This is a genomic window from Streptococcus mitis (assembly GCF_002096755.1).
Lineage (GTDB): Bacteria > Bacillota > Bacilli > Lactobacillales > Streptococcaceae > Streptococcus > Streptococcus mitis_AC.
On record NZ_NCVF01000020.1, the window covers coordinates 148,352 to 172,370 of the forward strand.

General features: G+C 38.9%; 20 protein-coding genes and 1 pseudogene. 19 read left to right on the top strand and 2 right to left on the bottom strand.

Annotated elements, in window-relative coordinates; all coding sequences use genetic code 11:
- Positions 1–13 precede the first annotated feature (13 nt).
- The 8 genes from pulA to B7700_RS03675 all read left to right on the top strand — a co-directional run bounded on the left by pulA (position 14) and on the right by B7700_RS03675 (position 11,998).
- Positions 14–2,296: a type I pullulanase gene (gene pulA / locus B7700_RS03640; RefSeq protein ID WP_084887220.1), complete on the top strand. Its 2,283-nt coding sequence runs from the start codon at positions 14–16 to the stop codon at positions 2,294–2,296.
- Positions 2,297–2,854: 558 nt separating this feature from the next.
- Entirely contained in the window at positions 2,855–4,279 is a 1,425-nt protein-coding gene (locus B7700_RS03645) for an NADP-dependent glyceraldehyde-3-phosphate dehydrogenase (protein WP_084887222.1), read from the top strand.
- A 272-nt stretch (positions 4,280–4,551) separates the two neighbouring features.
- Complete coding sequence (glgB, locus tag B7700_RS03650) at positions 4,552–6,480, top strand: 1,4-alpha-glucan branching protein GlgB (RefSeq protein ID WP_084887224.1); 1,929 nt, start codon at positions 4,552–4,554, stop codon at positions 6,478–6,480.
- A complete protein-coding gene (locus B7700_RS03655; RefSeq protein ID WP_049491443.1) occupies positions 6,470–7,612 on the top strand; it encodes a glucose-1-phosphate adenylyltransferase in 1,143 nt (380 codons plus the stop codon). Before glgB ends, B7700_RS03655 begins: the two co-directional genes overlap by 11 nt.
- Positions 7,602–8,741, top strand: coding sequence for a glucose-1-phosphate adenylyltransferase subunit GlgD (glgD, locus tag B7700_RS03660; protein ID WP_084887226.1), 1,140 nt, complete (start codon positions 7,602–7,604; stop codon positions 8,739–8,741). Before B7700_RS03655 ends, glgD begins: the two co-directional genes overlap by 11 nt.
- The gene (gene glgA, locus B7700_RS03665; RefSeq protein WP_084887228.1) at positions 8,738–10,171 is read left to right on the top strand and encodes a glycogen synthase GlgA; all 1,434 of its coding nucleotides are present in this window, start codon (positions 8,738–8,740) and stop codon (positions 10,169–10,171) included. Before glgD ends, glgA begins: the two co-directional genes overlap by 4 nt.
- A 58-nt stretch (positions 10,172–10,229) precedes the next feature.
- Positions 10,230–10,874 (top strand): phosphoserine phosphatase SerB, encoded by a 645-nt coding sequence (gene serB / locus B7700_RS03670; protein WP_049544253.1) that lies wholly within the window; start codon positions 10,230–10,232, stop codon positions 10,872–10,874.
- 8 nt (positions 10,875–10,882) lie between these two features.
- On the top strand, positions 10,883–11,998 hold the full coding sequence (locus B7700_RS03675; protein ID WP_084887230.1) for a glycerate kinase: 1,116 nt from the start codon (positions 10,883–10,885) through the stop codon (positions 11,996–11,998).
- Here the strand turns inward: B7700_RS03675 and B7700_RS03680 are convergent.
- Entirely contained in the window at positions 11,995–12,441 is a 447-nt protein-coding gene (locus tag B7700_RS03680; protein ID WP_084887232.1) for a DUF1694 domain-containing protein, read from the bottom strand. The two genes, B7700_RS03675 and B7700_RS03680, sit on opposite strands and share 4 nt — an antisense overlap.
- 163 nt (positions 12,442–12,604) lie before the next feature.
- On the opposite strand from B7700_RS03680, the gene eno reads away from it, so the two are divergent.
- The 6 genes and pseudogenes from eno to B7700_RS03710 all read left to right on the top strand — a co-directional run.
- The gene (eno, locus tag B7700_RS03685; RefSeq protein WP_000022813.1) at positions 12,605–13,909 is read left to right on the top strand and encodes a surface-displayed alpha-enolase; all 1,305 of its coding nucleotides are present in this window, start codon (positions 12,605–12,607) and stop codon (positions 13,907–13,909) included.
- Between the two features lie 268 nt (positions 13,910–14,177).
- Positions 14,178–15,437, top strand: a complete 1,260-nt coding sequence (locus tag B7700_RS03690) for a UDP-N-acetylglucosamine 1-carboxyvinyltransferase (protein WP_084887234.1) — start codon at positions 14,178–14,180, stop codon at positions 15,435–15,437.
- Positions 15,438–15,452: 15 nt separating this feature from the next.
- Positions 15,453–16,004 (top strand): GNAT family N-acetyltransferase, encoded by a 552-nt coding sequence (locus B7700_RS03695; RefSeq protein ID WP_045611734.1) that lies wholly within the window; start codon positions 15,453–15,455, stop codon positions 16,002–16,004.
- The gene (gene spxR / locus B7700_RS03700; protein ID WP_004254268.1) at positions 15,997–17,274 is read left to right on the top strand and encodes a CBS-HotDog domain-containing transcription factor SpxR; all 1,278 of its coding nucleotides are present in this window, start codon (positions 15,997–15,999) and stop codon (positions 17,272–17,274) included. The genes B7700_RS03695 and spxR overlap by 8 nt, the downstream gene beginning before the upstream one ends.
- Before the next feature lie 15 nt (positions 17,275–17,289).
- A complete protein-coding gene (locus tag B7700_RS03705) occupies positions 17,290–18,150 on the top strand; it encodes a methionyl aminopeptidase (protein WP_084887236.1) in 861 nt (286 codons plus the stop codon).
- Between the two features lie 314 nt (positions 18,151–18,464).
- Positions 18,465–18,722 (top strand): annotated as a pseudogene (locus B7700_RS03710) (nucleotidyl transferase family protein); the annotation flags it as partial.
- 53 nt (positions 18,723–18,775) lie between these two features.
- On the opposite strand, the gene B7700_RS03715 reads toward B7700_RS03710, so the two are convergent.
- Positions 18,776–19,624 (bottom strand): YitT family protein, encoded by an 849-nt coding sequence (locus tag B7700_RS03715; protein WP_084887238.1) that lies wholly within the window; start codon positions 19,622–19,624, stop codon positions 18,776–18,778.
- Between the two features lie 141 nt (positions 19,625–19,765).
- Between B7700_RS03715 and B7700_RS03720 the strand changes: the two genes are divergently transcribed.
- The 5 genes from B7700_RS03720 to B7700_RS03740 all read left to right on the top strand — a co-directional run bounded on the left by B7700_RS03720 (position 19,766) and on the right by B7700_RS03740 (position 24,000).
- On the top strand, positions 19,766–20,605 hold the full coding sequence (locus B7700_RS03720) for a DegV family protein (RefSeq protein WP_084887240.1): 840 nt from the start codon (positions 19,766–19,768) through the stop codon (positions 20,603–20,605).
- 107 nt (positions 20,606–20,712) lie between these two features.
- Complete coding sequence (locus B7700_RS03725) at positions 20,713–20,988, top strand: HU family DNA-binding protein (RefSeq protein WP_001284637.1); 276 nt, start codon at positions 20,713–20,715, stop codon at positions 20,986–20,988.
- A 212-nt stretch (positions 20,989–21,200) separates the two neighbouring features.
- A complete protein-coding gene (gene ccdA2, locus B7700_RS03730) occupies positions 21,201–21,908 on the top strand; it encodes a thiol-disulfide oxidoreductase-associated membrane protein CcdA2 (RefSeq protein WP_084887242.1) in 708 nt (235 codons plus the stop codon).
- Positions 21,909–21,919: 11 nt separating this feature from the next.
- The gene (gene sdbB, locus B7700_RS03735) at positions 21,920–22,486 is read left to right on the top strand and encodes a thiol-disulfide oxidoreductase-associated lipoprotein SdbB (protein WP_084887243.1); all 567 of its coding nucleotides are present in this window, start codon (positions 21,920–21,922) and stop codon (positions 22,484–22,486) included.
- Between the two features lie 122 nt (positions 22,487–22,608).
- A complete protein-coding gene (locus tag B7700_RS03740) occupies positions 22,609–24,000 on the top strand; it encodes an APC family permease (RefSeq protein ID WP_084887245.1) in 1,392 nt (463 codons plus the stop codon).
- Positions 24,001–24,019: the final 19 nt, after the last annotated feature.

Consider the following 24,019-nt stretch of genomic DNA (forward strand, 5'->3'; position numbering starts at 1 on the left):
ATTAGGAAAAGAAATGTTAAATTACCCTGTAGTCATCCATTTTCATCGAAAAAACGGGGATTATGCAGCCTGTTCATTTAGTAGAAAACAGGCGGACAATGTTGAAAAATTGTATTATGAAAATAACTTTTTTGGAGCAAAGTTCTCCTTCACAGTTACAAGTCAAGAAAAGTTAGAAAACCTGAAGTTTTCTGTCGAGATTGATGGGACAGTTAAGGAATATTCCGTGCGTTATAACTACTATCCGCTTCTGACAGAAGTTTGGATTTTAGAGGGCGACGAGACTGTTTATTATTCTGAAAACCCAGCCATTGCTAGTCCTTACTACAAAGATCAAAATCCATTTGCTTTTGATAGAGCAATACATAGCGCTAGTTTTGATCACCACTGGGGCTACCAAGGAGAACTAGGTTACAGTCTTTCAGATTATCAGACTAGCTTTAAACTTTGGGCTCCTACGGCTACTGCTGTACAGGTGGTTGTCTACGAAAATACCAGCAACGACGCTCCGATTTGGAAAACCTTTAATCTAGAGCGTGGTAATAGCTATTCATACAGTCATAAGTACAATACCATTGGTGTTTGGAGTCTAGACTTAGATGAAAATCTTGCTGGCAAGGCTTATCAGTATCAGATTGACTTTCCTCACCACCAGACTGTGACGAGAGATCCTTACACGATTGCCACAAGTCCTGACGGCAAACGTTCCGTAATTCTTTCTCATCAAGACAGACAAGTAGAAGGATTTGTGGTCAAACATGGAACAGAAGCGCCTTGGCGTTTGGAAAATCCATGTAAAGCAGTTATCTGTGAAATGCATATCCGAGATTTAACCAAATCTCCGACATCTGGAGTTGCAGAGCATCTCCGTGGAACCTTCCTTGGTGCTGCCCAGACTGAAACTGTAAACCAATTCGGACAAGCAACCGCCTTTGACTATATCAAAGAACTTGGCTGCAACTACGTTCAACTCCAGCCTATCTTTGATCGCCATAAGGAATACGATGAGGATGGAAATGTAACCTATAACTGGGGTTATGACCCTCAAAACTACAATGCACCAGAACCAAGTTTTTCTAGTAATCCAGATGATCCAGGGCAGGTAATTCGTGATTTGAAGACCATGGTTCAAGCCTATCACGATGCGGGTATTGGTGTCATTATGGATGTGGTCTATAATCATACCTTCTCAGTAGTTGATGCACCTTTCCAAACAACTGTCCCTGATTACTACTATCGTATGAATCCAGACGGTACCTTCCAGAATGGAACAGGTGTTGGAAATGAAACAGCCAGTGAACACGAAATGTTCCGCAAGTACATGATTGATTCTCTTCTATACTGGGTACAGGAATACAATATTGACGGCTTCCGTTTTGACTTGATGGGTATTCATGATGTCAAAACCATGCAAGCGATTCGTTGGGCGCTAGATGAGGTTGATCCCCGTATTATCACTTATGGAGAAGGCTGGGATATGGGAACAGGTCTTGCACCTTATGATAAGGCCAAGAAGGACAATGCTTACCAAATGCCAAATATCGGATTCTTCAATGATAATCAGCGTGATGCGGTCAAAGGAGGAGAAGTTTATGGTGCAATCAAGTCAGGATTTGTAAGTGGTGCAGCCACCGAACCAATCATTGCCAAGGCCATTCTTGGTAGCCGAGAATTGGGTTCTTATCTCAGTCCAAATCAGGTTCTCAACTATGTTGAAGCCCATGATAATTACAATCTTCATGATTTGTTGGCGACTCTTCATCCAGATCAAAGTTCAGACCAGATTATGCGCAAGGTTGAGACGGCGACAGCAATGAACCTTCTCATGCAGGGGATGGCCTTTATGGAAATCGGTCAAGAATTTGGACGCACTAAACTAGTTGCAACTGGTGAGAATGGTGAGTTGACCCATGATGATAGAGAGCGTGCTATGAATAGCTATAACGCTCCTGACAGTGTGAATCAAGTCAACTGGAACTTGATTAATGAGCGTCAAGATAGTATTGAGTTTATCCGTCAAATTATTCGATTGAAAACACAGACTAGCGCCTTTTCTTATCCTACATACGAAGAAGTTTACCGTCATGTCTTTGTCCACACCGCTGCAGAAAATAGTGGATGGATTGTTTACGAGATTCACGGGGGACCAGAACATCTATTGGTAGTATTCAATGCCAAGGGAAGTTCCTTATACTTTGAAAATGCAGGAAATTTAGCCATGTTGGTAACCAACAGTCGCTCGAAAGAAGACAATGTTATAGATGATATTAGTCTAGCTGTCTTGACTGTTTTATAATGCTATCTATCTCGCTATTTTAACACAGTAAAATTCCCAGTTATGAGCATTACTAAAAAATCCATTCATTGAAATTGAATGAATAGAAAGAGCTTAGCTAACAGCTCGCTTGTATAGAAAATTTGATAAGTATTTTTACGAAACAACGCATCCTATCAAAGTGTTTGAACACTTGATAGGGTGTCTTTTTATTATGAAGACTTTTACCTAGACTCTGTTTCAGAAATCTTTGTTAATTATAGGTCTAATAAAATGAATCAAGAATAGTACAATGTTGCTTCTAAAACGTTGTTATAAATTTATTTTAATTCCAACCCCAAATTGTTCATTTCTTGTTTCACTTTATTATAGTACTAATTTATGCTCTTCGAAAATTTCTTCAAAGTATATCAGTTTCGCCTTGACCGAGCTAGATTCCTAGTCTGATTTTTTTATTTTTGTTGGGTATACTTTGAAAAATCAAGCTTGTGAAAATAATCTCAAAAACTTGCAAAAAGGGTTGTAATTTTCTGAAAATTCGGTAAAATATATCTTAATCATTTTCAGGAGGACGAGAATTTGACAAAATATCAGAATTTAGTAAATGGAAAATGGAAATCAGCTGAACAAGAAATTACGATTTATTCACCAATCAATCAAGAAGAATTAGGGACTGTTCCAGCTATGACTCAGGCAGAAGTAGATGAGGCTATGAAAGCTGCGCGTGCAGCCCTGCCAGCTTGGCGAGCTTTATCAGCAGTTGAACGTGCGGCTTATTTGCACAAAACAGCAGCTATTTTAGAACGTGATAAGGAAGAAATTGGTACTATACTTGCCAAAGAAGTGGCAAAGGGAATTAAAGCAGCTATTGGAGAAGTGGTGCGTACCGCAGACTTGATTCGCTATGCTGCTGAGGAAGGTCTCCGTATCACTGGACAAGCAATGGAAGGTGGCGGTTTTGAAGCAGCAAGTAAAAATAAATTGGCCGTTGTTCGTCGCGAGCCAGTTGGTGTCGTGCTGGCTATCGCTCCCTTTAATTATCCAGTTAATTTATCTGCTTCTAAAATTGCACCTGCCTTGATTGCAGGGAATGTAGTCATGTTTAAGCCACCAACACAAGGTTCTATTTCTGGGCTCTTGTTGGCTAAAGCGTTTGAAGAAGCAGGGATTCCGGCTGGTGTTTTCAATACCATTACGGGTCGTGGTTCAGAAATTGGGGATTATATCATTGAACACAAAGAAGTCAACTTCATCAACTTTACAGGTTCAACTCCTATCGGAGAACGTATTGGTCGTTTAGCTGGTATGCGTCCAATCATGTTGGAGCTTGGTGGGAAAGATGCAGCCTTAGTACTAGAAGATGCAGATTTGGAACATGCTGCCAAGCAAATTGTTGCGGGTGCCTTTAGCTATTCAGGTCAACGTTGCACAGCCATTAAACGTGTTATTGTTATCGAAAGTGTAGCAGATACACTAGCTGCTTTGCTTCAAGCAGAGGTTACTAAATTAACAGTTGGCGATCCATTCGACAATGCTGATATCACACCAGTTATCGACAATGCTTCAGCAGACTTTATTTGGGGCTTGATTGATGATGCACAAGAAAAAGGTGCTCAGGCTCTTACACCAATCAAACGCGAAGGCAATCTTCTATGGCCAGTGCTTTTTGACCAAGTTACAAAAGATATGAAAGTGGCATGGGAAGAGCCATTTGGTCCTGTTTTACCAATTATCCGTGTGGCTAGTGTAGAGGAAGCCATTGCCTTTGCCAACGAATCTGAATTCGGCCTTCAATCCTCAGTCTTTACAAATGATTTCAAAAAAGCATTTGAAATTGCTGAAAAACTTGAAGTGGGTACAGTTCATATAAATAATAAAACCCAGCGTGGTCCAGATAATTTCCCATTCCTTGGTGTCAAAGGTTCTGGCGCTGGAGTGCAAGGAATTAAATATAGTATTGAAGCGATGACAAATGTCAAATCCATTGTTTTTGATGTGAAATGAAATGTAAAATCAGGAAATTCGTTTCCTGGTTTGTTTTTTACTTAAAATCATATTTTTTGTTAGCTAAATGACGAACTTTATGATAGTATTATAAAAAACAATTCGTTTTCAAAGCATTTCTGAAAATTTCTTGATTTACAAGTGAACACATCAGTGAATTTGTTGAAGACTTTCAAAAGATTTTTTTGCAAATTCCGTAATTTACTTGAATCTTCCCTAAAAAGGTAGTATAATAAATCTATAGAAAACGCTTACAGAAAAGAGGAGGTATTATGGATAAAAGAGAAGCTTTGCGCACCTTTATGACAGGAGAAAATTTTCACCTTCAGCATTATCTAGGAGCACATAGGGAAGAACTAAATGGAGAGTATGGTTATACATTTCGTGTGTGGGCTCCCAACGCTCAGGCTGTCCACTTGGTAGGAGATTTCACCAATTGGGTAGAAAATCAAATTCCAATGGAACGAAATGAATTTGGTGTCTGGGAAGTCTTTACCAGCCTTGCTCATGAAGGCCAAATTTACAAGTATCATATCACACGTGCAAATGGTCATCAGCTGATGAAAATTGATCCTTTGGCTGTAAGGTATGAGGCACGTCCGGGTACTGGGGCTATTTTAACAGAAATCCCAGAGAAAAAATGGAAGGACGGTCTCTGGTTAGCTCGGAGAAAACGCTTGAGCTTTGAAGAGCGTCCTGTCAATATTTACGAGGCTCATGCTGGCTCTTGGAAGAGAAATCCTGATGGCACACCTTATAGTTTTGCTCAATTGAAAGATGAACTCATTCCTTACTTGGTTGAAATGAACTTTACTCACATTGAGTTTATGCCCTTGATGTCTCACCCTCTCGGTTTGAGTTGGGGTTATCAGCTTATGGGTTACTTTGCTTTAGAGCATGCCTATGGTCGCCCTGAAGAGTTTCAAGATTTTGTTGAGGAATGTCACTTAAACAACATCGGAGTTATTGTGGACTGGGTACCTGGTCATTTCACCATTAATGATGATGCCTTAGCTTATTATGACGGGACACCGACTTTTGAGTACCAAGACCATAATAAGGCTCATAACTATGGTTGGGGCGCTCTCAATTTTGACCTTGGAAAAAATGAAGTCCAGTCCTTCTTGATTTCTAGTATTAAGTTTTGGATTGATTTTTACCATCTAGATGGTATTCGTGTGGATGCTGTCAGCAATATACTCTATTTAGACTACGATGATGCTCCATGGACACCTAATAAAGATGGTGGAAATCTCAACTATGAAGGATATTATTTCCTTCAACGCTTGAATGATGTGATTAAACTAGTTCATCCAGACGTTATGATGATAGCTGAGGAAAGTTCATCAGCTACTCAGATTACTGACACTAAGGATTCAGATGGTCTAGGATTTGACTATAAATGGAATATGGGTTGGATGAATGACATCCTCCGTTTCTATGAAGAAGATCCGATTTATCGTAAATATGACTTTAACCTGGTGACTTTCAGCTTTATGTATGTCTTCAAGGAGAATTATCTCCTACCATTCTCACACGATGAAGTGGTTCATGGAAAGAAGAGTATGATGCACAAGATGTGGGGAGATCGCTATAATCAATTCGCAGGTTTGCGCAATCTCTACACCTACCAAATTTGTCACCCAGGTAAAAAATTGCTCTTTATGGGTAGTGAATATGGGCAATTCCTAGAATGGAAATCTGAAGAACAGTTGGAATGGTCTAATCTAGAAGATCCTATGAATGCTAAGATGAAGTATTTCACTTCTCAGCTAAACCAGTTTTACAAAGACCACCGCTGTCTGTGGGAAATTGATACCAGCTACGATGGTATTGAAATCATCGATGCGGATAATCGAGACCAGAGTGTTCTTTCCTTCATTCGTAAGGGTAAAAAGGGCGACATGCTAGTCTGTGTCTTTAACATGGCACCTGTTGAACGAAAAGATTTTACAATCGGACTGCCTGTTGCAGGGATTTACGAAGAAGTCTGGAATACTGAGTTAGAAGAGTGGGGAGGCGTTTGGAAAGAACATAATCAAACTGTGCAAACGCAAGAAGGACTATGGAAAGATTATGAGCAGACCTTGACCTTTACCCTACCGGCTATGGGAGCAAGTGTTTGGAAAATCAAACGTCGCTTAAAACCTACTAAAACCGTCACAAGTAAAAACCAAAAAGGAGTAGAAAATGAAGAATGAAATGTTAGCTTTGATTCTTGCTGGTGGGCAAGGAACTCGTCTCGGTAAACTCACTCAAAGCATTGCAAAACCAGCTGTGCAATTTGGTGGGCGCTACCGTATCATTGACTTTGCTCTTTCAAACTGTGCCAACTCAGGCATCAACAATGTTGGAGTCATTACACAGTACCAACCACTTGCTCTCAACAACCATATCGGGAATGGTTCAAGCTGGGGACTAGATGGTATCAATTCTGGTGTCTCTATTCTTCAACCTTATTCTGCAAGTGAAGGAAATCGTTGGTTCGAAGGGACTAGTCACGCTATTTACCAAAATATCGATTATATCGACAGTGTCAATCCTGAGTATGTTTTGATTCTATCTGGGGACCACATCTATAAAATGGACTATGATGATATGCTCCAGTCACACAAGGATAACAATGCTAGTTTGACAGTAGCAGTTCTTGATGTTCCTCTTAAGGAAGCTAGCCGTTTTGGTATTATGAACACAGATGCCAATAACCGCATTGTTGAATTTGAAGAAAAACCAGCTCAACCTAAATCTACAAAAGCTTCTATGGGAATTTACATTTTTGATTGGCAACGTCTGCGCAATATGCTTGTTACTGCTGAAAAGAGCAATGTCGATATGTCAGACTTCGGTAAGAATGTCATTCCAAATTACCTTGAGTCAGGTGAAAGTGTCTATGCATATGAGTTTAATGGCTACTGGAAAGATGTTGGTACTATTGAGTCACTTTGGGAAGCTAACATGGAATATATTTCACCAGAAAATGCCTTGGATAGCCGTAACCGTCAATGGAAGATTTACTCAAGAAACTTAATTTCACCACCAAACTTCCTTGGGGCAAATGCTCATGTGGAAGATTCCTTGGTTGTCGATGGCTGTTTCGTAGATGGAACTGTTAAACATTCTATCCTCTCAACAGGTGCGCAAGTTCGCGAAGGGGCAGAAGTAGTAGATTCAGTTATCATGAGTGGTGCAATTGTCGGTCAGGGAGCTAAAATCAAACGTGCCATTATTGGTGAAGGTGCAGTTATTTCTGATGGTGTCGAAATTGATGGAACAGAAGAAGTACAAGTTGTAGGATATGATGAAGTAGTGGGGGTAGCAACAGATGAAGATTGATAAATATTCTGCCATTTTAGGAAACACAGTTGGTTTTCATGATATGTCAACACTGACAGACCACCGTCCAGTAGCTAGTTTGCCATTTGGTGGTAAATATCGCTTGATTGACTTCCCGCTTTCAAGTCTTGCTAATGCTGGTGTCCGTAGTATTTTTGGTATTTTCCAACAAGACAATATCAGCTCAGTCTTTGACCATATCCGTTCAGGACGTGAGTGGGGCTTGTCAACTCTTCTTAGCCACTATTATCTAGGTATTTACAATACTCGTGTGGAAAGTAGTACAGTTGGAAAAGAATACTACCAACAACTTCTTACTTACTTGAAACGTTCTGGCTCAAACCAAACAGTTTCACTCAACTGTGATGTTTTGATTAATATTGATTTGAACCAAGTTTTCCATCTACATAGTACAACAAAAGGGCCTATCACTGTAGTTTATAAAAAACTAGCTAAGAAAGACATTTCAGAAGTAAACGCAATCTTGGAAGTGGATGAAACAGACCATGTTCGTTCTCATAAACTCTTTGATAGTAAATCATCAGATGAAGTTTACAATATGTCGACAGATATCTTTGTCGTTGATACCCCTTGGTTGATTGAACGCTTAGAAGAAGAGGCTAAGAAAGAACATCCAGAGAAGTTGCGCTATGTTTTACGGGATTTGGCTGCAAAAGAAGGGGCTTTTGCCTACGAGTACACAGGCTACCTAGCCAACATTCATTCTGTAGAGTCTTATTATAAAGCGAATATCGATATGCTTGAATCGCAAAAGTTCTATTCTCTCTTCTCACCAAACCAAAAGATTTATACAAAGGTCAAAAACGAAGAGCCAACTTACTATGCCAATACATCTAAGGTAAGTACTTCTCAGTTTGCTTCTGGTAGTATTGTTGAAGGTCAAGTGGCTAATTCTGTTTTATCACGTAATATTCATGTCCATAAGGATAGCTTGGTTAAAGATAGCATCTTATTCCCTCGTGTTGTTATTGGAAAAGGTGCTCAGGTAGAATACGCTATCTTGGACAAGGGTGTTGAAGTTGCGGATGGAGTAGTGATCCGTGGAACTGCAGAACATCCAGTCGTCGTTAAGAAAGGTGCTAAAGTAACAGAGGATATTCATTCATGAAAATTTTATTTGTAGCAGCAGAGGGTGCTCCCTTTTCAAAAACAGGTGGTTTGGGAGACGTCATTGGCGCTCTTCCCAAATCACTGGTAAAAGCTGGGCACGAAGTTGCAGTAATTCTCCCCTACTATGATATGGTAGAGGCTAAATTTGGAAATCAGATTGAAGATGTTCTTCAATTTGAGGTGAGTGTTGGTTGGCGCAGACAGTATTGTGGAATTAAGAAAACAGTATTAAATGGTGTAACCTTCTACTTTATTGACAATCAATATTATTTCTTCCGTGGTCATGTTTACGGTGATTTTGATGACGGAGAACGCTTTGCTTTCTTCCAACTTGCTGCTATTGAGGCTATGGAAAGGATTGACTTTATTCCTGATCTTCTCCATGTTCATGACTACCATACAGCTATGATTCCTTTCTTGTTGAAGGAAAAATACCGTTGGATTCAAGCCTATGAGGGCATTAAAACAGTTTTAACAATTCATAATTTAGAATTCCAAGGACAATTTTCAGAAGGAATGTTGGGTGATTTGTTTGGAGTTGGCTTTGAACGATACGCTGATGGTACCCTTCGCTGGAACAACTGTCTGAACTGGATGAAGGCTGGTATTCTTTATGCAGATCGTGTCTCAACCGTTTCACCTAGCTATGCCCATGAAATTATGACCAGTCAGTTCGGATGTAACTTAGATCAGATTCTTCGAATGGAGTCTAGTAAAGTTTCTGGTATCGTGAATGGGATTGATGCTGACCTGTATAATCCTCAGACGGATGCCCTATTAGATTATCATTTTAATCAGGAAGATTTGTCTGGTAAAGCCCAGAATAAGGCAAAATTGCAAGAGAGAGTAGGCTTGCCAGTTAGAGCTGATGTTCCTCTTGTGGGAATTGTTTCTCGTTTGACACGTCAAAAAGGTTTTGATGTGGTGGTGGAAAGTTTGCACCATATCTTGCAAAATGATATTCAGATTGTTCTTTTGGGAACTGGAGATCCAGCCTTTGAAGGAGCTTTCTCATGGTTTGCTCAAATCTACCCAGACAAGCTATCAGCAAATATCACTTTTGATGTCAAACTAGCTCAAGAAATCTACGCTGCTTGTGACCTCTTCCTTATGCCAAGTCGTTTTGAACCATGTGGTTTGTCTCAAATGATGGCTATGCGTTACGGAACCTTGCCATTGGTCCATGAAGTTGGTGGGTTGCGAGATACCGTTAAAGCCTTTAATCCAATTGAAGGAAGCGGTACTGGCTTTAGCTTTGACAATCTATCTCCTTACTGGTTGAATTGGACTTTCCAAACAGCTTTGGACTTGTATAGAAACCATCCTGATGTTTGGAGAAGTCTACAAAAACAAGCTATGGAGTGTGATTTCTCATGGGATACAGCCTGCAAGTCATACCTTGACTTGTACCATAGTTTAGTTAATTAATAGATAAAATCGTATGATGATTTCATACGATTTTTGGGCTATTTAGAGAGGAGGAGTGATGTCTCAAGTAAAAGGATTGTGTGTTATGGATGTTGATGGAACCTTAATCCTAGAAGAAGTAATTGATCTTTTGGGTAGAGAGGCAGGTCGTGAGGAAGAAATTTCGCAGATTACAAGTCGGGCAATGAGAGGAGAGTTGAACTTTGAAAGTAGTTTAAGAAAAAGAGTTTCCTTCTTGGAAGGCCTTCCTGTCTCTGTATTTGATAAAGCTTTCGACTCTATTCATCTATCGCCAAATGCACAGATATTTATCTCTATTCTCCAAAAGAACGGAATCCTAGTTGGTCTGGTGTCTGGGGGCTTTACACCAATAGTTGCGAGATTAGCAAAATTCCTTAGTATTTCCTATTTCTCTGCCAACCAACTTGAAGATAAAGACGGCCATCTAACAGGAAAATTGATTGGAGAAATTATCAGTCCAGAGGTTAAAAAAGAGACTCTAGAACAATGGAGAGAGGAACTAAAACTTTCTAAAGAAAGAACAGTCGCAATCGGTGATGGAGCCAATGATTTATTGATGTTGAAGTCGGCGGGACTTGGAATCGCATTTTGTGCCAAAGAAGTACTCAAAAAAGAAATACCGAATCATGTTGACAAGAGGGATTTTTTAGAAGTACTTCCTTTGATTGACTGTTTAGAATGAGGGAAAATATGAAGATTGTAATTGCACCGGATTCGTTTAAGGAAAGCTTGACAGCTCAACAGGTAGCTGAAGCAATAAAAAGAGGCTTCCAACAATCGATAGCAGATGTAGAATGTCTCCTCTGCCCTGTTGGTGATGGGGGAGAAGGTACTGTTGATGCTATTCGACATTCTATTGACCTAGAAGAAAATTGGATCCAAGTGACAGGCCCTTTTGGACAAAAAGAAGCCATGCGCTATTTTCAAAAAGAACAACTGGCACTATTTGAAGTTGCTGATTTGGTTGGCCTTGGAAAGATTCCGCTAGAGAAACGAGATCCACTGAAAATCCAAACTTGTGGTATTGGAGAATTGATTCGCCACCTCATTAGTCAAGGGATTAAAGATATCTATATCGGCGTTGGTGGTACGGCCAGTAATGACGGAGGAATTGGAATCGCTGCTGGTTTAGGTTATCGATTTTATGATAGGGATGGAAATGTCTTACCGGCTTGCGGTCAATCCTTACTAAAATTAGCTTCTGTTTCAATAGAAAATCGCTATGAAATTCCAGAAGATGTTCAAATTCGTATTTTAGCAGATGTCGTGAGTCCCTTATGTGGTCATCAAGGTGCGACTTATACTTTTGGTAAGCAAAAAGGCCTACATCCTACTATGTTTGCAGTCGTAGATCAGGCAATCCAAGATTTTTATAAAAAAGTTTCACCTGCAACATTGCAAATTAAAGGAGCAGGAGCTGGTGGAGGCATTGCTGGCGGTTTGTGTGCCTTTGCTCAGGCAAATATCGTATCAGGAATTGATACCTGCTTGAACTTAATCAACTTTGATAAGAAAGTTTTACATGCTGACTTGGTTGTTGTAGGAGAAGGAAGGCTAGATCGTCAAAGCCTAGCAGGTAAAGCTCCGATAGGTGTTGCAAAAAGAACCCCTGTCGGAGTTCCTGTTATTGCTATTTGCGGTAGTCTTGCTGAGGATTTACCTTCCCTACCATTTGAAAATATTCAAGTTGCCTTTTCTATTTTGGAGAAAAGTGAACCTCTAGAAGATAGTTTGAAAAATGCCAGTCTCTATTTGGAGCACACGGCTGCCAATATCGGGCATTTATTAAATATGCGCATGATTTAGCCAAACCATTTCTTCCATAAGGATGTTTTGGCTGGTTCTTCCTTTTTAACTTCCCAAAGTTTTGCAAAAGCAAGTCGAAGGTTCTTTTCTTCTACTTGAACTGGTGCATTGCTATGGATAATCAGGCCAAAAGGAGAAGAAGTATGCTCTTCAGATACAATGGTAGCTTGACTATCAGTTTCTTTAGCTTCCTTTAAGTAGAAAACTTGCTTGTCAAATTCGATATTTGGAGAAATCTTTACAAATAGTGGCTCTGCTTTTTCCTGAAGGTTTTCTAAAATAGATAAAAAACCTTTTTCTAACTGAGGACTATTTGCTGTATCAATATCTGCATATCCAAGAACTCTTTCCTCAAAAGTACCAAGATAGCGTCTTTGCTCATCCGGATTTAATTTTGGCCCACCATGAGCTTTTTCAAGTAATTGTTTTGATAAATCTGTCATGAAAACAGTATATCATAAAAGTTAGAATAAAACAGACAAAAGAAAGCGATTACTTTATAAAGTTAAGGAAAATTTGCACAAAGATAACGTTTTTTCTTGAAAAAGGAGGGGTTTTAAGGTATTATAGAGGTGTAAAAAATTTAACTCATAAGGAGAGTAAAAAATGTCAATTATTACTGATGTTTACGCTCGCGAAGTCCTAGACTCACGCGGTAACCCAACACTTGAAGTAGAAGTTTACACTGAATCAGGTGCTTTCGGACGTGGTATGGTTCCATCAGGAGCTTCTACTGGTGAACACGAAGCAGTTGAACTTCGCGACGGTGACAAATCTCGTTACGGTGGTCTTGGTACACAAAAAGCTGTTGACAACGTAAACAACATCATTGCTGAAGCTATTATTGGCTACGATGTACGTGATCAACAAGCTATCGACCGTGCTATGATCGCTCTTGACGGTACTCCTAACAAAGGTAAATTGGGTGCAAACGCAATCCTTGGTGTGTCTATCGCTGTAGCTCGTGCTGCTGCTGACTACCTTGAAATCCCACTTTACAGCTACCTTGGTGGATTCAATACTAAAGTTCTTCCAACTCCAATGATGAACATCATCAATGGTGGTTCTCACTCTGACGCTCCAATCGCTTTCCAAGAGTTCATGATCTTGCCAGTTGGTGCGCCAACATTTAAAGAAGCTCTTCGTTACGGTGCTGAAATCTTCCACGCTCTTAAGAAAATCCTTAAATCACGTGGTTTGGAAACTGCCGTAGGTGACGAAGGTGGATTTGCTCCTCGTTTCGAAGGAACTGAAGACGGTGTTGAAACTATCCTTGCTGCGATCGAAGCTGCTGGATACGTTCCAGGTAAAGATGTATTTATCGGATTTGACTGTGCTTCATCAGAATTCTACGATAAAGAACGTAAAGTTTACGACTACACTAAATTTGAAGGTGAAGGTGCTGCTGTTCGTACATCTGCAGAACAAATCGACTACCTTGAAGAATTGGTTAACAAATACCCAATCATCACTATCGAAGATGGTATGGATGAAAACGACTGGGATGGTTGGAAAGCTCTTACTGAACGTCTTGGTAAGAAAGTTCAACTTGTTGGTGACGACTTCTTCGTAACAAACACTGACTACCTTGCACGTGGTATCCAAGAAGGTGCTGCTAACTCAATCCTTATCAAAGTTAACCAAATCGGTACTCTTACTGAAACTTTTGAAGCTATCGAAATGGCTAAAGAAGCTGGTTACACTGCCGTTGTATCACACCGTTCAGGTGAAACTGAAGATTCAACAATCGCTGACATCGCAGTTGCAACTAATGCAGGACAAATCAAGACTGGTTCACTTTCACGTACAGACCGTATCGCTAAATACAACCAATTGCTTCGCATCGAAGACCAACTTGGTGAAGTAGCTGAATACCGTGGATTGAAATCATTCTACAACCTTAAAAAATAAAATAGTTCAGTGAACTATTTTATCCCGAACCTTGAAATTCAAAAGTTCGGCCGTTGATTTAACAACGTTTCTAGCCCCTCGGATTTTATCCGAAGGGCTATTTTTGTATTTAGGGGGCAAAAAGGCGTAAAACATTTCAAGACAGCTCATTTACTAATAAATCCGATTCAGCTAATATAATTGAAAATGATGGAAAAAAGGGTGAATTTATGATATACTTTAACGTAGGACCTTTTTAGAAATTTTGAAAGAGTATTAAAAATTTAAAATGAGAAAAATTGTTATCAATGGTGGCTTGCCCCTGCAAGGTGAGATTACCATTAGTGGCGCAAAAAATAGTGTAGTAGCTTTGATTCCAGCTATTATTTTGGCAGATGATGTTGTGACTTTGGATTGTGTACCAGATATTTCCGATGTTGCTAGTCTTGTCGAAATCATGGAGTTAATGGGTGCTACCGTTAAGCGTTATGACGATGTGTTAGAGATTGATCCACGAGGTGTTCAAAATATTCCAATGCCTTATGGGAAAATCAATAGTCTTCGTGCATCTTATTATTTTTATGGAAGTCTTTTAGGTCGCTTTGGTGAAGCTACAGTTGGTTTACCTGGAGGATGCGATTTGGGACCACGTCCTATTGACTTACACCTTAAGGCTTTTGAAGCAATGGGAGCTACTGTTAGCTACGAGGGAGATAACATGAAGTTATCTGCTAAATATGTGGGACTTCATGGTGCAAGTATTTACATGGATACGGTTAGTGTCGGTGCGACGATTAATACGATGATTGCTGCGGTTAAAGCAAATGGGCGTACTATTATTGAAAATGCAGCCCGTGAGCCTGAGATTATTGATGTTGCAACTCTCTTGAATAATATGGGTGCCCATATCCGTGGGGCAGGAACTAATATTATCATTATTGATGGTGTTGAAAGATTACACGGAACCCGTCATCAGGTGATTCCAGACCGTATTGAAGCGGGAACATACATTTCCTTAGCTGCTGCAGTTGGTAAGGGAATTCGTATTAATAATGTTCTTTATGAACACTTAGAAGGGTTCATCGCTAAGTTGGAAGAAATGGGAGTGAGAATGACTGTATCTGAAGACAGTATTTTTGTCGAAGAACAGTCTAATTTGAAAGCAATCAATATTAAGACAGCTCCTTATCCTGGTTTTGCTACTGACTTGCAACAACCAATTACTCCTCTCTTGTTAACAGCAGAGGGGCGTGGTACCATTATTGATACCATTTATGAAAAACGAGTAAACCATGTTTTTGAACTAGCAAAGATGGACGCAGATATTACGACTACAAACGACCATATTTTATATACTGGTGGACGTGGTTTGCGTGGTGCAAATGTAAAAGCTACTGACCTTAGAGCTGGGGCCGCACTTGTCATTGCTGGTTTAATGGCTGAAGGCAAAACTGAAATTACAAATATTGAGTTCATCTTACGTGGTTATTCAGATATTATTGAAAAATTACGTAATCTAGGAGCAGATATTACACTTGTTGAAGAATAAACCGTAGGGGTGTTTATGAATATTTGGACCAAATTAGCAATGTTTTCTTTTTTTGAAACGGATCGCTTGTATTTGCGTCCTTTCTTTTTTAGTGATAGTCAAGACTTCCATGAGATAGCTTCAAATCCAGAAAATTTACAATTCATTTTTCCAAGTCAAGCTAGTTTGGAAGAAAGTCAATATGCATTAGCGAATTACTTTATGAAGTCCCCTTTGGGAGTGTGGGCAATTTGTGACCAGAAAAATCAACAAATGATTGGTTCTATTAAATTTGAGAAGTTAGATGAAATCAAAAAAGAAGCTGAGCTTGGCTATTTTTTGAGAAAAGATGCTTGGTCGCAAGGATTTATGACAGAGGTTGTTAGAAAAATTTGTCAGCTTTCTTTTGAGGAATTTGGTTTAAAACAATTAGCCATCATTACTCATCTTGAAAATGAAGCTAGCCAAAAGGTTGCTCTAAAGTCTGGATTCCGTTTGACTCGTCAGTTTAAAGGAAGTGATCGCTACACAAGAAAAATGCGGGATTATCTTGAATTTCGGTATGTAAAAGGAGAATTCAATGAGTAAACATCAGGAAATTCTAAGCTATTTGGAAGAATTACCTGTCGGAAAGAGGGTCAGTGTTCGAAGCATTTCCAACCATCTAGGAGTCAGTGATGGAACGGCTTATCGGGCTATTAAAGAAGCTGAAAATCGTGGAATTGTAGAGACTCGTCCAAGAAGTGGTACTATCCGTGTCAAATCTCAGAAAGTTGCTATCGAAAGATTAACTTTTGCTGAAATTGCTGAAGTGACTTCTTCTGAGGTTCTGTCTGGTCAAGAAGGTTTAGATAGAGAATTTAGTAAGTTCTCTATCGGTGCCATGACTGAACAAAATATCCTGTCCTACCTTCATGATGGGGGACTCTTGATTGTCGGAGACCGTACTCGTATCCAACTGTTAGCACTTGAAAATGAAAATGCTGTTCTTGTGACAGGAGGATTTCATGTTCATGATGACGTGCTTAAACTGGCCAATCAAAAAGGAATTCCTGTTTTAAGAAGCAAACATGACACTTTCACTGTCGCGACCATGATCAATAAAGCCTTATCAAATGTCCAAATCAAGACTGATATTCTGACAGTTGAGAAACTTTACCGTCCGAGTCATGAATATGGTTTTCTGAGAGAGACAGACACTGTTAAAGATTATTTGGATTTGGTACGTAAGAATCGTAGCAGCCGTTTCCCTGTTATCAATCAACATCAGGTTGTTGTTGGGGTTGTTACTATGAGAGATGCGGGAGATAAGTCACCAAGTACCACAATTGATAAAGTCATGTCTCGTAGTCTATTTTTGGTTGGATTATCGACAAATATTGCCAATGTGAGTCAACGGATGATTGCTGAAGACTTTGAAATGGTACCGGTTGTTCGAAATAATCAAACCTTGCTTGGGGTTGTAACCAGACGAGATGTCATGGAGAAGATGAGTCGTTCCCAAGTTTCTGCTCTACCTACTTTTTCTGAGCAGATTGGTCAAAAACTTTCTTATCACCATGATGAAGTAGTGATTACAGTGGAACCCTTTATGCTAGAGAAGAACGGTGTTTTGGCTAATGGTGTATTGGCAGAGATACTGACTCATATGACCCAAGATTTAGTTGTGAATAGTGGTCGCAATCTCATCATCGAACAAATGCTGATCTACTTTTTGCAGGCTGTTCAGATAGATGATATACTGCGCATTCAGGCACGTATTATCCATCATACTAGACGATCAGCTATTATTGACTACGATATTTATCACGGTCATCAGATTGTTTCAAAAGCAAATGTGACTGTTAAAATTAATTAGAAACTAGGAGAAATAATGATAACATTAAAATCAGCTCGTGAAATCGAAGCTATGGACAAGGCTGGAGATTTTCTAGCAAGTATTCATATTGGCTTACGTGATTTGATTAAGCCTGGCGTAGATATGTGGGAAGTTGAAGAATACGTTCGCCGTCGTTGTAAGGAAGAAAATTTCCTTCCGCTTCAGATTGGAGTTGACGGTGCCATGATGGACTATCCTTATGCTACCTGTTGCTCTCTTAACGATGAAGTAGCTCACGCTTTCCCTCGTCACTATATCTTGAAAGATGGTGATTTGCTCAAAGTTGACATGGTTTTGGGAGGTCCCATTGCTAAATCTGACCTGAATGTCTCAAAATTAAATTTCAACAATGTGGAGCAAATGAAAAAATACACTCAGAGCTATTCTGGTGGCCTAGCAGACTCTTGTTGGGCTTATGCTGTTGGTACACCGTCCGAAAAAGTGAAAAACTTGATGGATGTAACTAAAGAGGCCATGTATAAGGGGATTGAGCAGGCTGTTGTTGGAAATCGTATCGGTGATATCGGTGCGGCTATTCAAGAATACGCTGAAAGTCGTGGATACGGTGTAGTGCGAGATTTGGTTGGTCATGGTGTTGGCCCAACTATGCACGAAGAGCCAATGGTTCCCAACTATGGTATTGCAGGTCGTGGACTTCGTCTTCGTGAAGGTATGGTCTTGACCATTGAACCGATGATCAATACAGGTGACTGGGAAATCGATACAGATATGAAAACTGGCTGGGCGCATAAGACCATTGACGGTGGATTGTCATGTCAGTATGAACACCAATTTGTCATTACTAAAGATGGTCCGGTAATCTTGACTAGCCAAGGTGAAGAAGGGACTTATTAATAAAAAGTGAAAAGGCTACTGGAAGTTCATTTCTAAAGAATCTAGTAGATCTTTTCATATTAAATAAACGCATTGTATCAAGTTTTTAAGTGCCTGATATAATGCGTTTTTCTGGCTTTAAAATTCTTACCTCAATATATTGTACTTTATAATCATTTCAAAAAAATGAACTTTCTACACTGTTACACTTCAGGTAAAAAATATGTTTCAGATTTTCTGTTACAGAAATAGATATCATTATGAAATAATTATTTTATATTTACTACTATTTCTATAAAAACCATAAAGATATTGGCAAACTATCTGATAAATAATTATTTCGTGTTACCAACAAGGCTACGAGGAAGGATTTGTTGCCTATCGTGGTTATGATGTTTAATGAATCTTTAAAGATTGCTTTAGAGCCTTATCATTCGGAATTGTTTTTACATATTTTGAACTCTACTGAACGTGAAAGAAAGTAAAAACGAGAGGGTGTAGAGGAATTATATCTTCTTGATTTTAGTAGTCAATTCGATACTCTCACGACAGAAGATTTAAAGGATTACTTTGATGGAGAAATTATCATTGTTTCACGTTATTATTGTAGATTCTAAAAGAAATCAATTCAGTACATTACCTCTTTTTATTCTTTTTCAAAGGTAAATCCTTCTCCAAGGATTTCGTGGGCTTCTGTAATAGTTATAAAGGCTTGAGGATCGATTCGATGAATCATTTCCTTCATTTTAACAATTTCATTTCTTCCGACAATACAGTAAATGATTTTTAAATCTTCTCGACTATAATAACCTTGACCTGAGATGAAAGTAACGCCTCTACCTAGGTCATCATTAATCGCCTTAGCAAGTTGGTCAGGACGTTTTGTGATAATCATAAATCCTTTACCTGCATAGCCACCTTCGCCGATCAAATCAATAACACGAGAAACGATAAAATCAAATAAGAGCGTGTAGGTAACTAATCTCAGATCCTTAAAGATTAGGAGAATAAGCATGAGAATACAAAAATCTAAGATAAAAAGCAGTTTTCCCATAGATATATGAGTGTATTTATTGATAATACGAGCTACAATATCAGTTCCACCAGTTGTCCCACCAGCATTGAAGATAATTCCGAGCCCAATTCCCAATAGAATCCCAGCTATAAGGGCTGTGATCAGTAAATCACCTTGAAGATCAATATGAAGGGGAATACGCTCAAAAAAAGCCAACCAGGCGGACAAGGCTAAGGTTCCTAGTAAACTAGAATAGAGAGATTTTGCTCCAAAAATCTTCCAAGCTAGGATGAAAAGAGGAATATTAATCAGCAAGTTCATGAGCGAAACAGGGATTTTAAAAAGATAAAAGGTGATGAGGGTAATACCTGTCGCCCCTCCTTCAAAGAGATGATGAGGAACTACAAAATAAGTCAGTCCAAAAGCATAAATAGCAGCACCTAGTAAAATGGTAAAAATGGGGTAAATTTTTTTAATCATAGGACACCTCTTTTCTTATAAGATGATTATATCAAATTTTTACGGAAAATTTGATTGACTCCATTAGGATTTTTAATCTTTTTTTGATATAATTAAAAGTAAGAAAACCAATCTGAATCCTAAAATAGAAAGATTGATACTATGACAAAAATTAAGATTGTAACCGATTCATCTGTTACTATTGAACCTGAACTAGTAAAACAATTAGATATCACTGTTGTTCCGTTATCTGTAATGATTGATAATGTTGTTTATTCTGATGCGGATTTGAAAGAAGAAGGTAAATTTCTTCAGTTGATGCAAGTAAGTAAGAACCTCCCGAAAACAAGCCAGCCCCCTGTAGGTGTCTTCGCTGAAGTTTTTGAAGACCTATGCAAGGATGGTAGCCAGATTCTTGCTATTCATATGTCCCATGCTCTTTCTGGTACTGTAGAAGCAGCGCGACAGGGTGCTAGTTTATCTACTGCCGACGTGACAGTTATTGATAGTTCCTTCACTGACCAAGCCCTGAAATTCCAAGTTGTTGAGGCTGCGAAGTTAGCACAAGAAGGCAAAGATATGGAGGAAATTTTAACTCGCATAGAAGAGGTAAAAAAACACACAGAACTCTATATTGGCGTTTCGACTTTGGAAAATCTTGTTAAAGGTGGACGAATTGGGCGTGTAACTGGATTGTTGAGCTCACTTCTCAATATACGTGTTGTCATGCAGATGAAAGACCATGAATTGCAGCCAATCGTTAAAGGTCGTGGAGCTAAAACTTTTAAAAAATGGTTAGATGAGTTGATAACGTCGCTCTCTGAACGTTCTGTAGCAGAGATTGGAATTTCATATTCTGGTAGTGCTGATTGGGCTAAAGAGATGAAAGAAAGCTTACAAGCTTATGTTGAAAAGCCAATTTCAGTTTTGGAAACGGGCTCTATTATTCAAACTCACACGGGTGAGAACGCTTGGGCTATTTTAGTACGTTACTACTCTTAAAAAAATAAATAAAATGGGAAGAAATAGCGTTTTTAACTTGACCTAAAAGGGATTTTAGGATATGATTATAATTGTTAATTAGAAATTAAATTGGAGGAATCATTAACATGGCAAACAAACAAGATTTGATCGCTAAAGTAGCAGAAGCTACAGAATTGACTAAGAAAGACTCAGCAGCAGCAGTTGAAGCTGTATTCGCAGCAGTAGCTGACTACCTTGCAGCTGGTGAAAAAGTTCAATTGATCGGTTTTGGTAACTTTGAAGTTCGTGAGCGTGCTGCACGTAAAGGTCGCAACCCACAAACTGGTAAAGAAATCACAATTGCAGCTTCTAAAGTTCCAGCATTCAAAGCTGGTAAAGCTCTTAAAGACGCTGTTAAATAATCAGCCTTTAAAAAGCCTATTGTATCAAGCTTTCTAGCTTGGTCAATAGGCTTTTTTGTGTATAGAGGGCAAAAAAGGGGCCAGAATCTGAATGAACTAGTACCGGAAAATCTTTCAAATACAGACTAATTCAAATTGCGTAGCAGAAATCATACAAATGAAATTGATTATAGTAAAATAGGATATGAATTATTAAGAAAGTTGGTTCTTTATTGGAAACGATAGTATTTTCAATCTCCGTTTTTTTAGCAGGGATCTTGTCCTTCTTTTCCCCTTGCATTTTCCCTCTGTTACCTGTTTATACTGGAATTTTATTGGATGATCAGGAAAGCGCAAAAAGCTTCTCCTTGTTTGGAAGAAAAGTCGCTTGGTCAGGTTTGATTCGGACGCTTTGCTTTATCGCAGGTATTTCTCTTATTTTCTTTATTCTAGGATTTGGTGCTGGTTACTTTGGTAATATTCTCTATGCCAATTGGTTTCGCTATACCATGGGTACGATTATCATCATCTTAGGTTTACACCAGATGGAAATTTTTCATTTTAAGAAATTAGAGGTTCAAAAAAGCTTTACTTTTAAGAAATCAGCACCCAATCGTTATTGGTCAGCCTTTTTACTCGGTATTACCTTTAGCTTTGGTTGGACGCCTTGTATTGGTCCAGTTTTAAGTTCTGTTTTAGCGCTTGCCGCTTCTGGAGGTAATGGTGCTTGGCAAGGAGCGATCTATACCTTAATTTACACTCTGGGGATGGCCATTCCTTTCTTGGTTTTGGCTCTAGCTTCTGGTGTAGTTATGCCATATTTTAGTAAAATTAAACGTCATATGATGCTACTGAAGAAAATTGGTGGCTTCCTTATTATTTTAATGGGAGTTTTATTACTATTAGGACAAGTAAATGTTCTAGCTGGAATTTTTGAATAAAGGAGAAAAAGATGAAAAAAGTAATGTTTGCTGGCTTAAGCCTCTTGTCATTAGTCGTATTGATAGCCTGTGGTGAGGAAGAGACTAAAAAGACTAAAGCACCAGAACAATCCCCAAAACAACAGCAACAAACGACTGTACAACAAATTGCTGTTGGGAAAGAGGCGCCAGATTTTACCTTGCAATCAATGGATGGCAAAGAAGTGAAGTTATCTGATTATAAGGGTAAAAAGGTTTATTTGAAGTTTTGGGCTTCATGGTGTGGTCCATGTAAAAAAAGTATGCCAGAGTTGATGGAATTAGCTGCAAAACCAGATCGTGATTTTGAAATTCTTAGTGTCATTGCACCAGGAATTCAAGGTGAAAAAACTGTCGAGCAATTCCCACAATGGTTCCAAGATCAAGGTTATAAGGATATCCCAGTTCTTTATGACACAAAAGCAACCACATTCCAAGCTTATCAAATTCGAAGCATTCCTACAGAATACCTGATTGACAGTCAAGGAAAGATTGGAAAGATACAATTTGGTGCTATCAGTAATGCGGATGCAGAAGCAGCCTTTAAAGAAATGAACTAGAATAGATAAAAATCTGATTACAAGAGAGTAGTCAGATTTTTTTAGAAAAACATTTTATAAATATTCACAAATACCCTATATTTATGGTAAAATAGAATCATCATTTTATTTTGGAGTCAAAGATGAATATATTTAGAACAAAGAATGTCAGTTTGGATAAAACGGAGATGCACAGGCATTTGAAATTATGGGATTTGATTTTGTTAGGTATCGGAGCCATGGTAGGGACAGGTGTCTTTACAATCACAGGTACTGCAGCTGCAACGCTTGCTGGTCCAGCCCTAGTGATTTCAATCGTCATTTCTGCCTTGTGTGTGGGATTATCAGCTCTCTTTTTTGCAGAATTTGCTTCACGAGTACCTGCTACAGGTGGTGCCTACAGTTATCTCTATGCCATCTTAGGAGAATTCCCAGCTTGGTTGGCTGGTTGGTTAACCATGATGGAATTCATGACAGCCATATCTGGTGTGGCTTCGGGTTGGGCAGCTTATTTTAAAGGCTTGCTCTCTCAATATGGGATAGCCCTTCCTCAGGCTTTAAATGGTACCTTTAATCCTCAAGCAGGGACATTTGTTGATTTATTGCCTATTCTTGTCTTGGTATTGGTGACCTCACTTGTTTTACTCAATGCTAAAGCAGCATTACGTTTTAATTCTATTCTAGTGATTTTGAAATTTTCCGCTTTAGCTCTCTTTATTTTGGTGGGAATTTGGCATATCAAGCTTGATAATTGGAGCAATTTTGCTCCTTATGGTTTTGGACAAATCTATGGTGCTAGTACTGGTATTATGGCTGGTGCGTCCTTAATGTTCTTTGGATTTTTAGGCTTCGAATCCATCTCTATGGCTGTAGATGAAGTCAAAACTCCTCAAAAAAATATTCCGAGAGGGATTGTCTTATCACTTTCGATCGTAACCATTCTTTATGCCTTGGTGACTCTTGTCTTGACTGGTGTGGTTCACTATAGTCATTTAAATGTCGACGATGCCGTTGCCTTTGCTCTTCGCAGCGTTGGGATTAGTTTGGCAGCCAATTATGTGTCATTAGTGGCTATCTTAACCTTGATTACGGTTTGTATCTCAATGACCTATGCCCTATCGCGTATGATTTACAGTTTAGCGCGTGACGGCTTGATGCCTGCTGCCTTTAAAGAACTGACCAAAACAAGCAAGGTACCAAAAAATGCTACTATCTTGACAGGTCTAGCTTCAGCAGTAGCAGCAGGAATGTTCCCTCTTGCTAGTATCGCAGCCTTCTTAAATATTTGTACCTTGGCCTACTTGATCATGCTGGCTTATGGTCTGATTCGCTTACGGAAAGAAAAAGGAATGCCCAAAGCTGGAGAATTTAAAACACCATTGGTCCCCTTATTACCGATTTTATCAATCATCATTTGTTTATCTTTTATGTTGCAGTATAATATGGAAACTTGGATTGCTTTCCTAGTTGCATTGTTAGTAGGAAGTATCATTTACTTTACTTATGGTTATAAGCATTCTACCATAGAAGAATAATACTCTTCGAAAATCTCTT

Coding starts and splice junctions, on each gene's coding strand:
- pulA (WP_084887220.1), top strand. CDS start 14: ATGTTAAATTACCCTGTAGTCATCCATTTTCATCGAAAAAACGGGGAT.
- glgB (WP_084887224.1), top strand. CDS start 4,552: ATGGATAAAAGAGAAGCTTTGCGCACCTTTATGACAGGAGAAAATTTT.
- B7700_RS03655 (WP_049491443.1), top strand. CDS start 6,470: ATGAAGAATGAAATGTTAGCTTTGATTCTTGCTGGTGGGCAAGGAACT.
- glgD (WP_084887226.1), top strand. CDS start 7,602: ATGAAGATTGATAAATATTCTGCCATTTTAGGAAACACAGTTGGTTTT.
- glgA (WP_084887228.1), top strand. CDS start 8,738: ATGAAAATTTTATTTGTAGCAGCAGAGGGTGCTCCCTTTTCAAAAACA.
- serB (WP_049544253.1), top strand. CDS start 10,230: ATGTCTCAAGTAAAAGGATTGTGTGTTATGGATGTTGATGGAACCTTA.
- B7700_RS03675 (WP_084887230.1), top strand. CDS start 10,883: ATGAAGATTGTAATTGCACCGGATTCGTTTAAGGAAAGCTTGACAGCT.
- B7700_RS03680 (WP_084887232.1), bottom strand. CDS start 12,441: ATGACAGATTTATCAAAACAATTACTTGAAAAAGCTCATGGTGGGCCA.
- eno (WP_000022813.1), top strand. CDS start 12,605: ATGTCAATTATTACTGATGTTTACGCTCGCGAAGTCCTAGACTCACGC.
- B7700_RS03690 (WP_084887234.1), top strand. CDS start 14,178: ATGAGAAAAATTGTTATCAATGGTGGCTTGCCCCTGCAAGGTGAGATT.
- B7700_RS03695 (WP_045611734.1), top strand. CDS start 15,453: ATGAATATTTGGACCAAATTAGCAATGTTTTCTTTTTTTGAAACGGAT.
- spxR (WP_004254268.1), top strand. CDS start 15,997: ATGAGTAAACATCAGGAAATTCTAAGCTATTTGGAAGAATTACCTGTC.
- B7700_RS03705 (WP_084887236.1), top strand. CDS start 17,290: ATGATAACATTAAAATCAGCTCGTGAAATCGAAGCTATGGACAAGGCT.
- B7700_RS03715 (WP_084887238.1), bottom strand. CDS start 19,624: ATGATTAAAAAAATTTACCCCATTTTTACCATTTTACTAGGTGCTGCT.
- B7700_RS03720 (WP_084887240.1), top strand. CDS start 19,766: ATGACAAAAATTAAGATTGTAACCGATTCATCTGTTACTATTGAACCT.
- B7700_RS03725 (WP_001284637.1), top strand. CDS start 20,713: ATGGCAAACAAACAAGATTTGATCGCTAAAGTAGCAGAAGCTACAGAA.
- sdbB (WP_084887243.1), top strand. CDS start 21,920: ATGAAAAAAGTAATGTTTGCTGGCTTAAGCCTCTTGTCATTAGTCGTA.
- B7700_RS03740 (WP_084887245.1), top strand. CDS start 22,609: ATGAATATATTTAGAACAAAGAATGTCAGTTTGGATAAAACGGAGATG.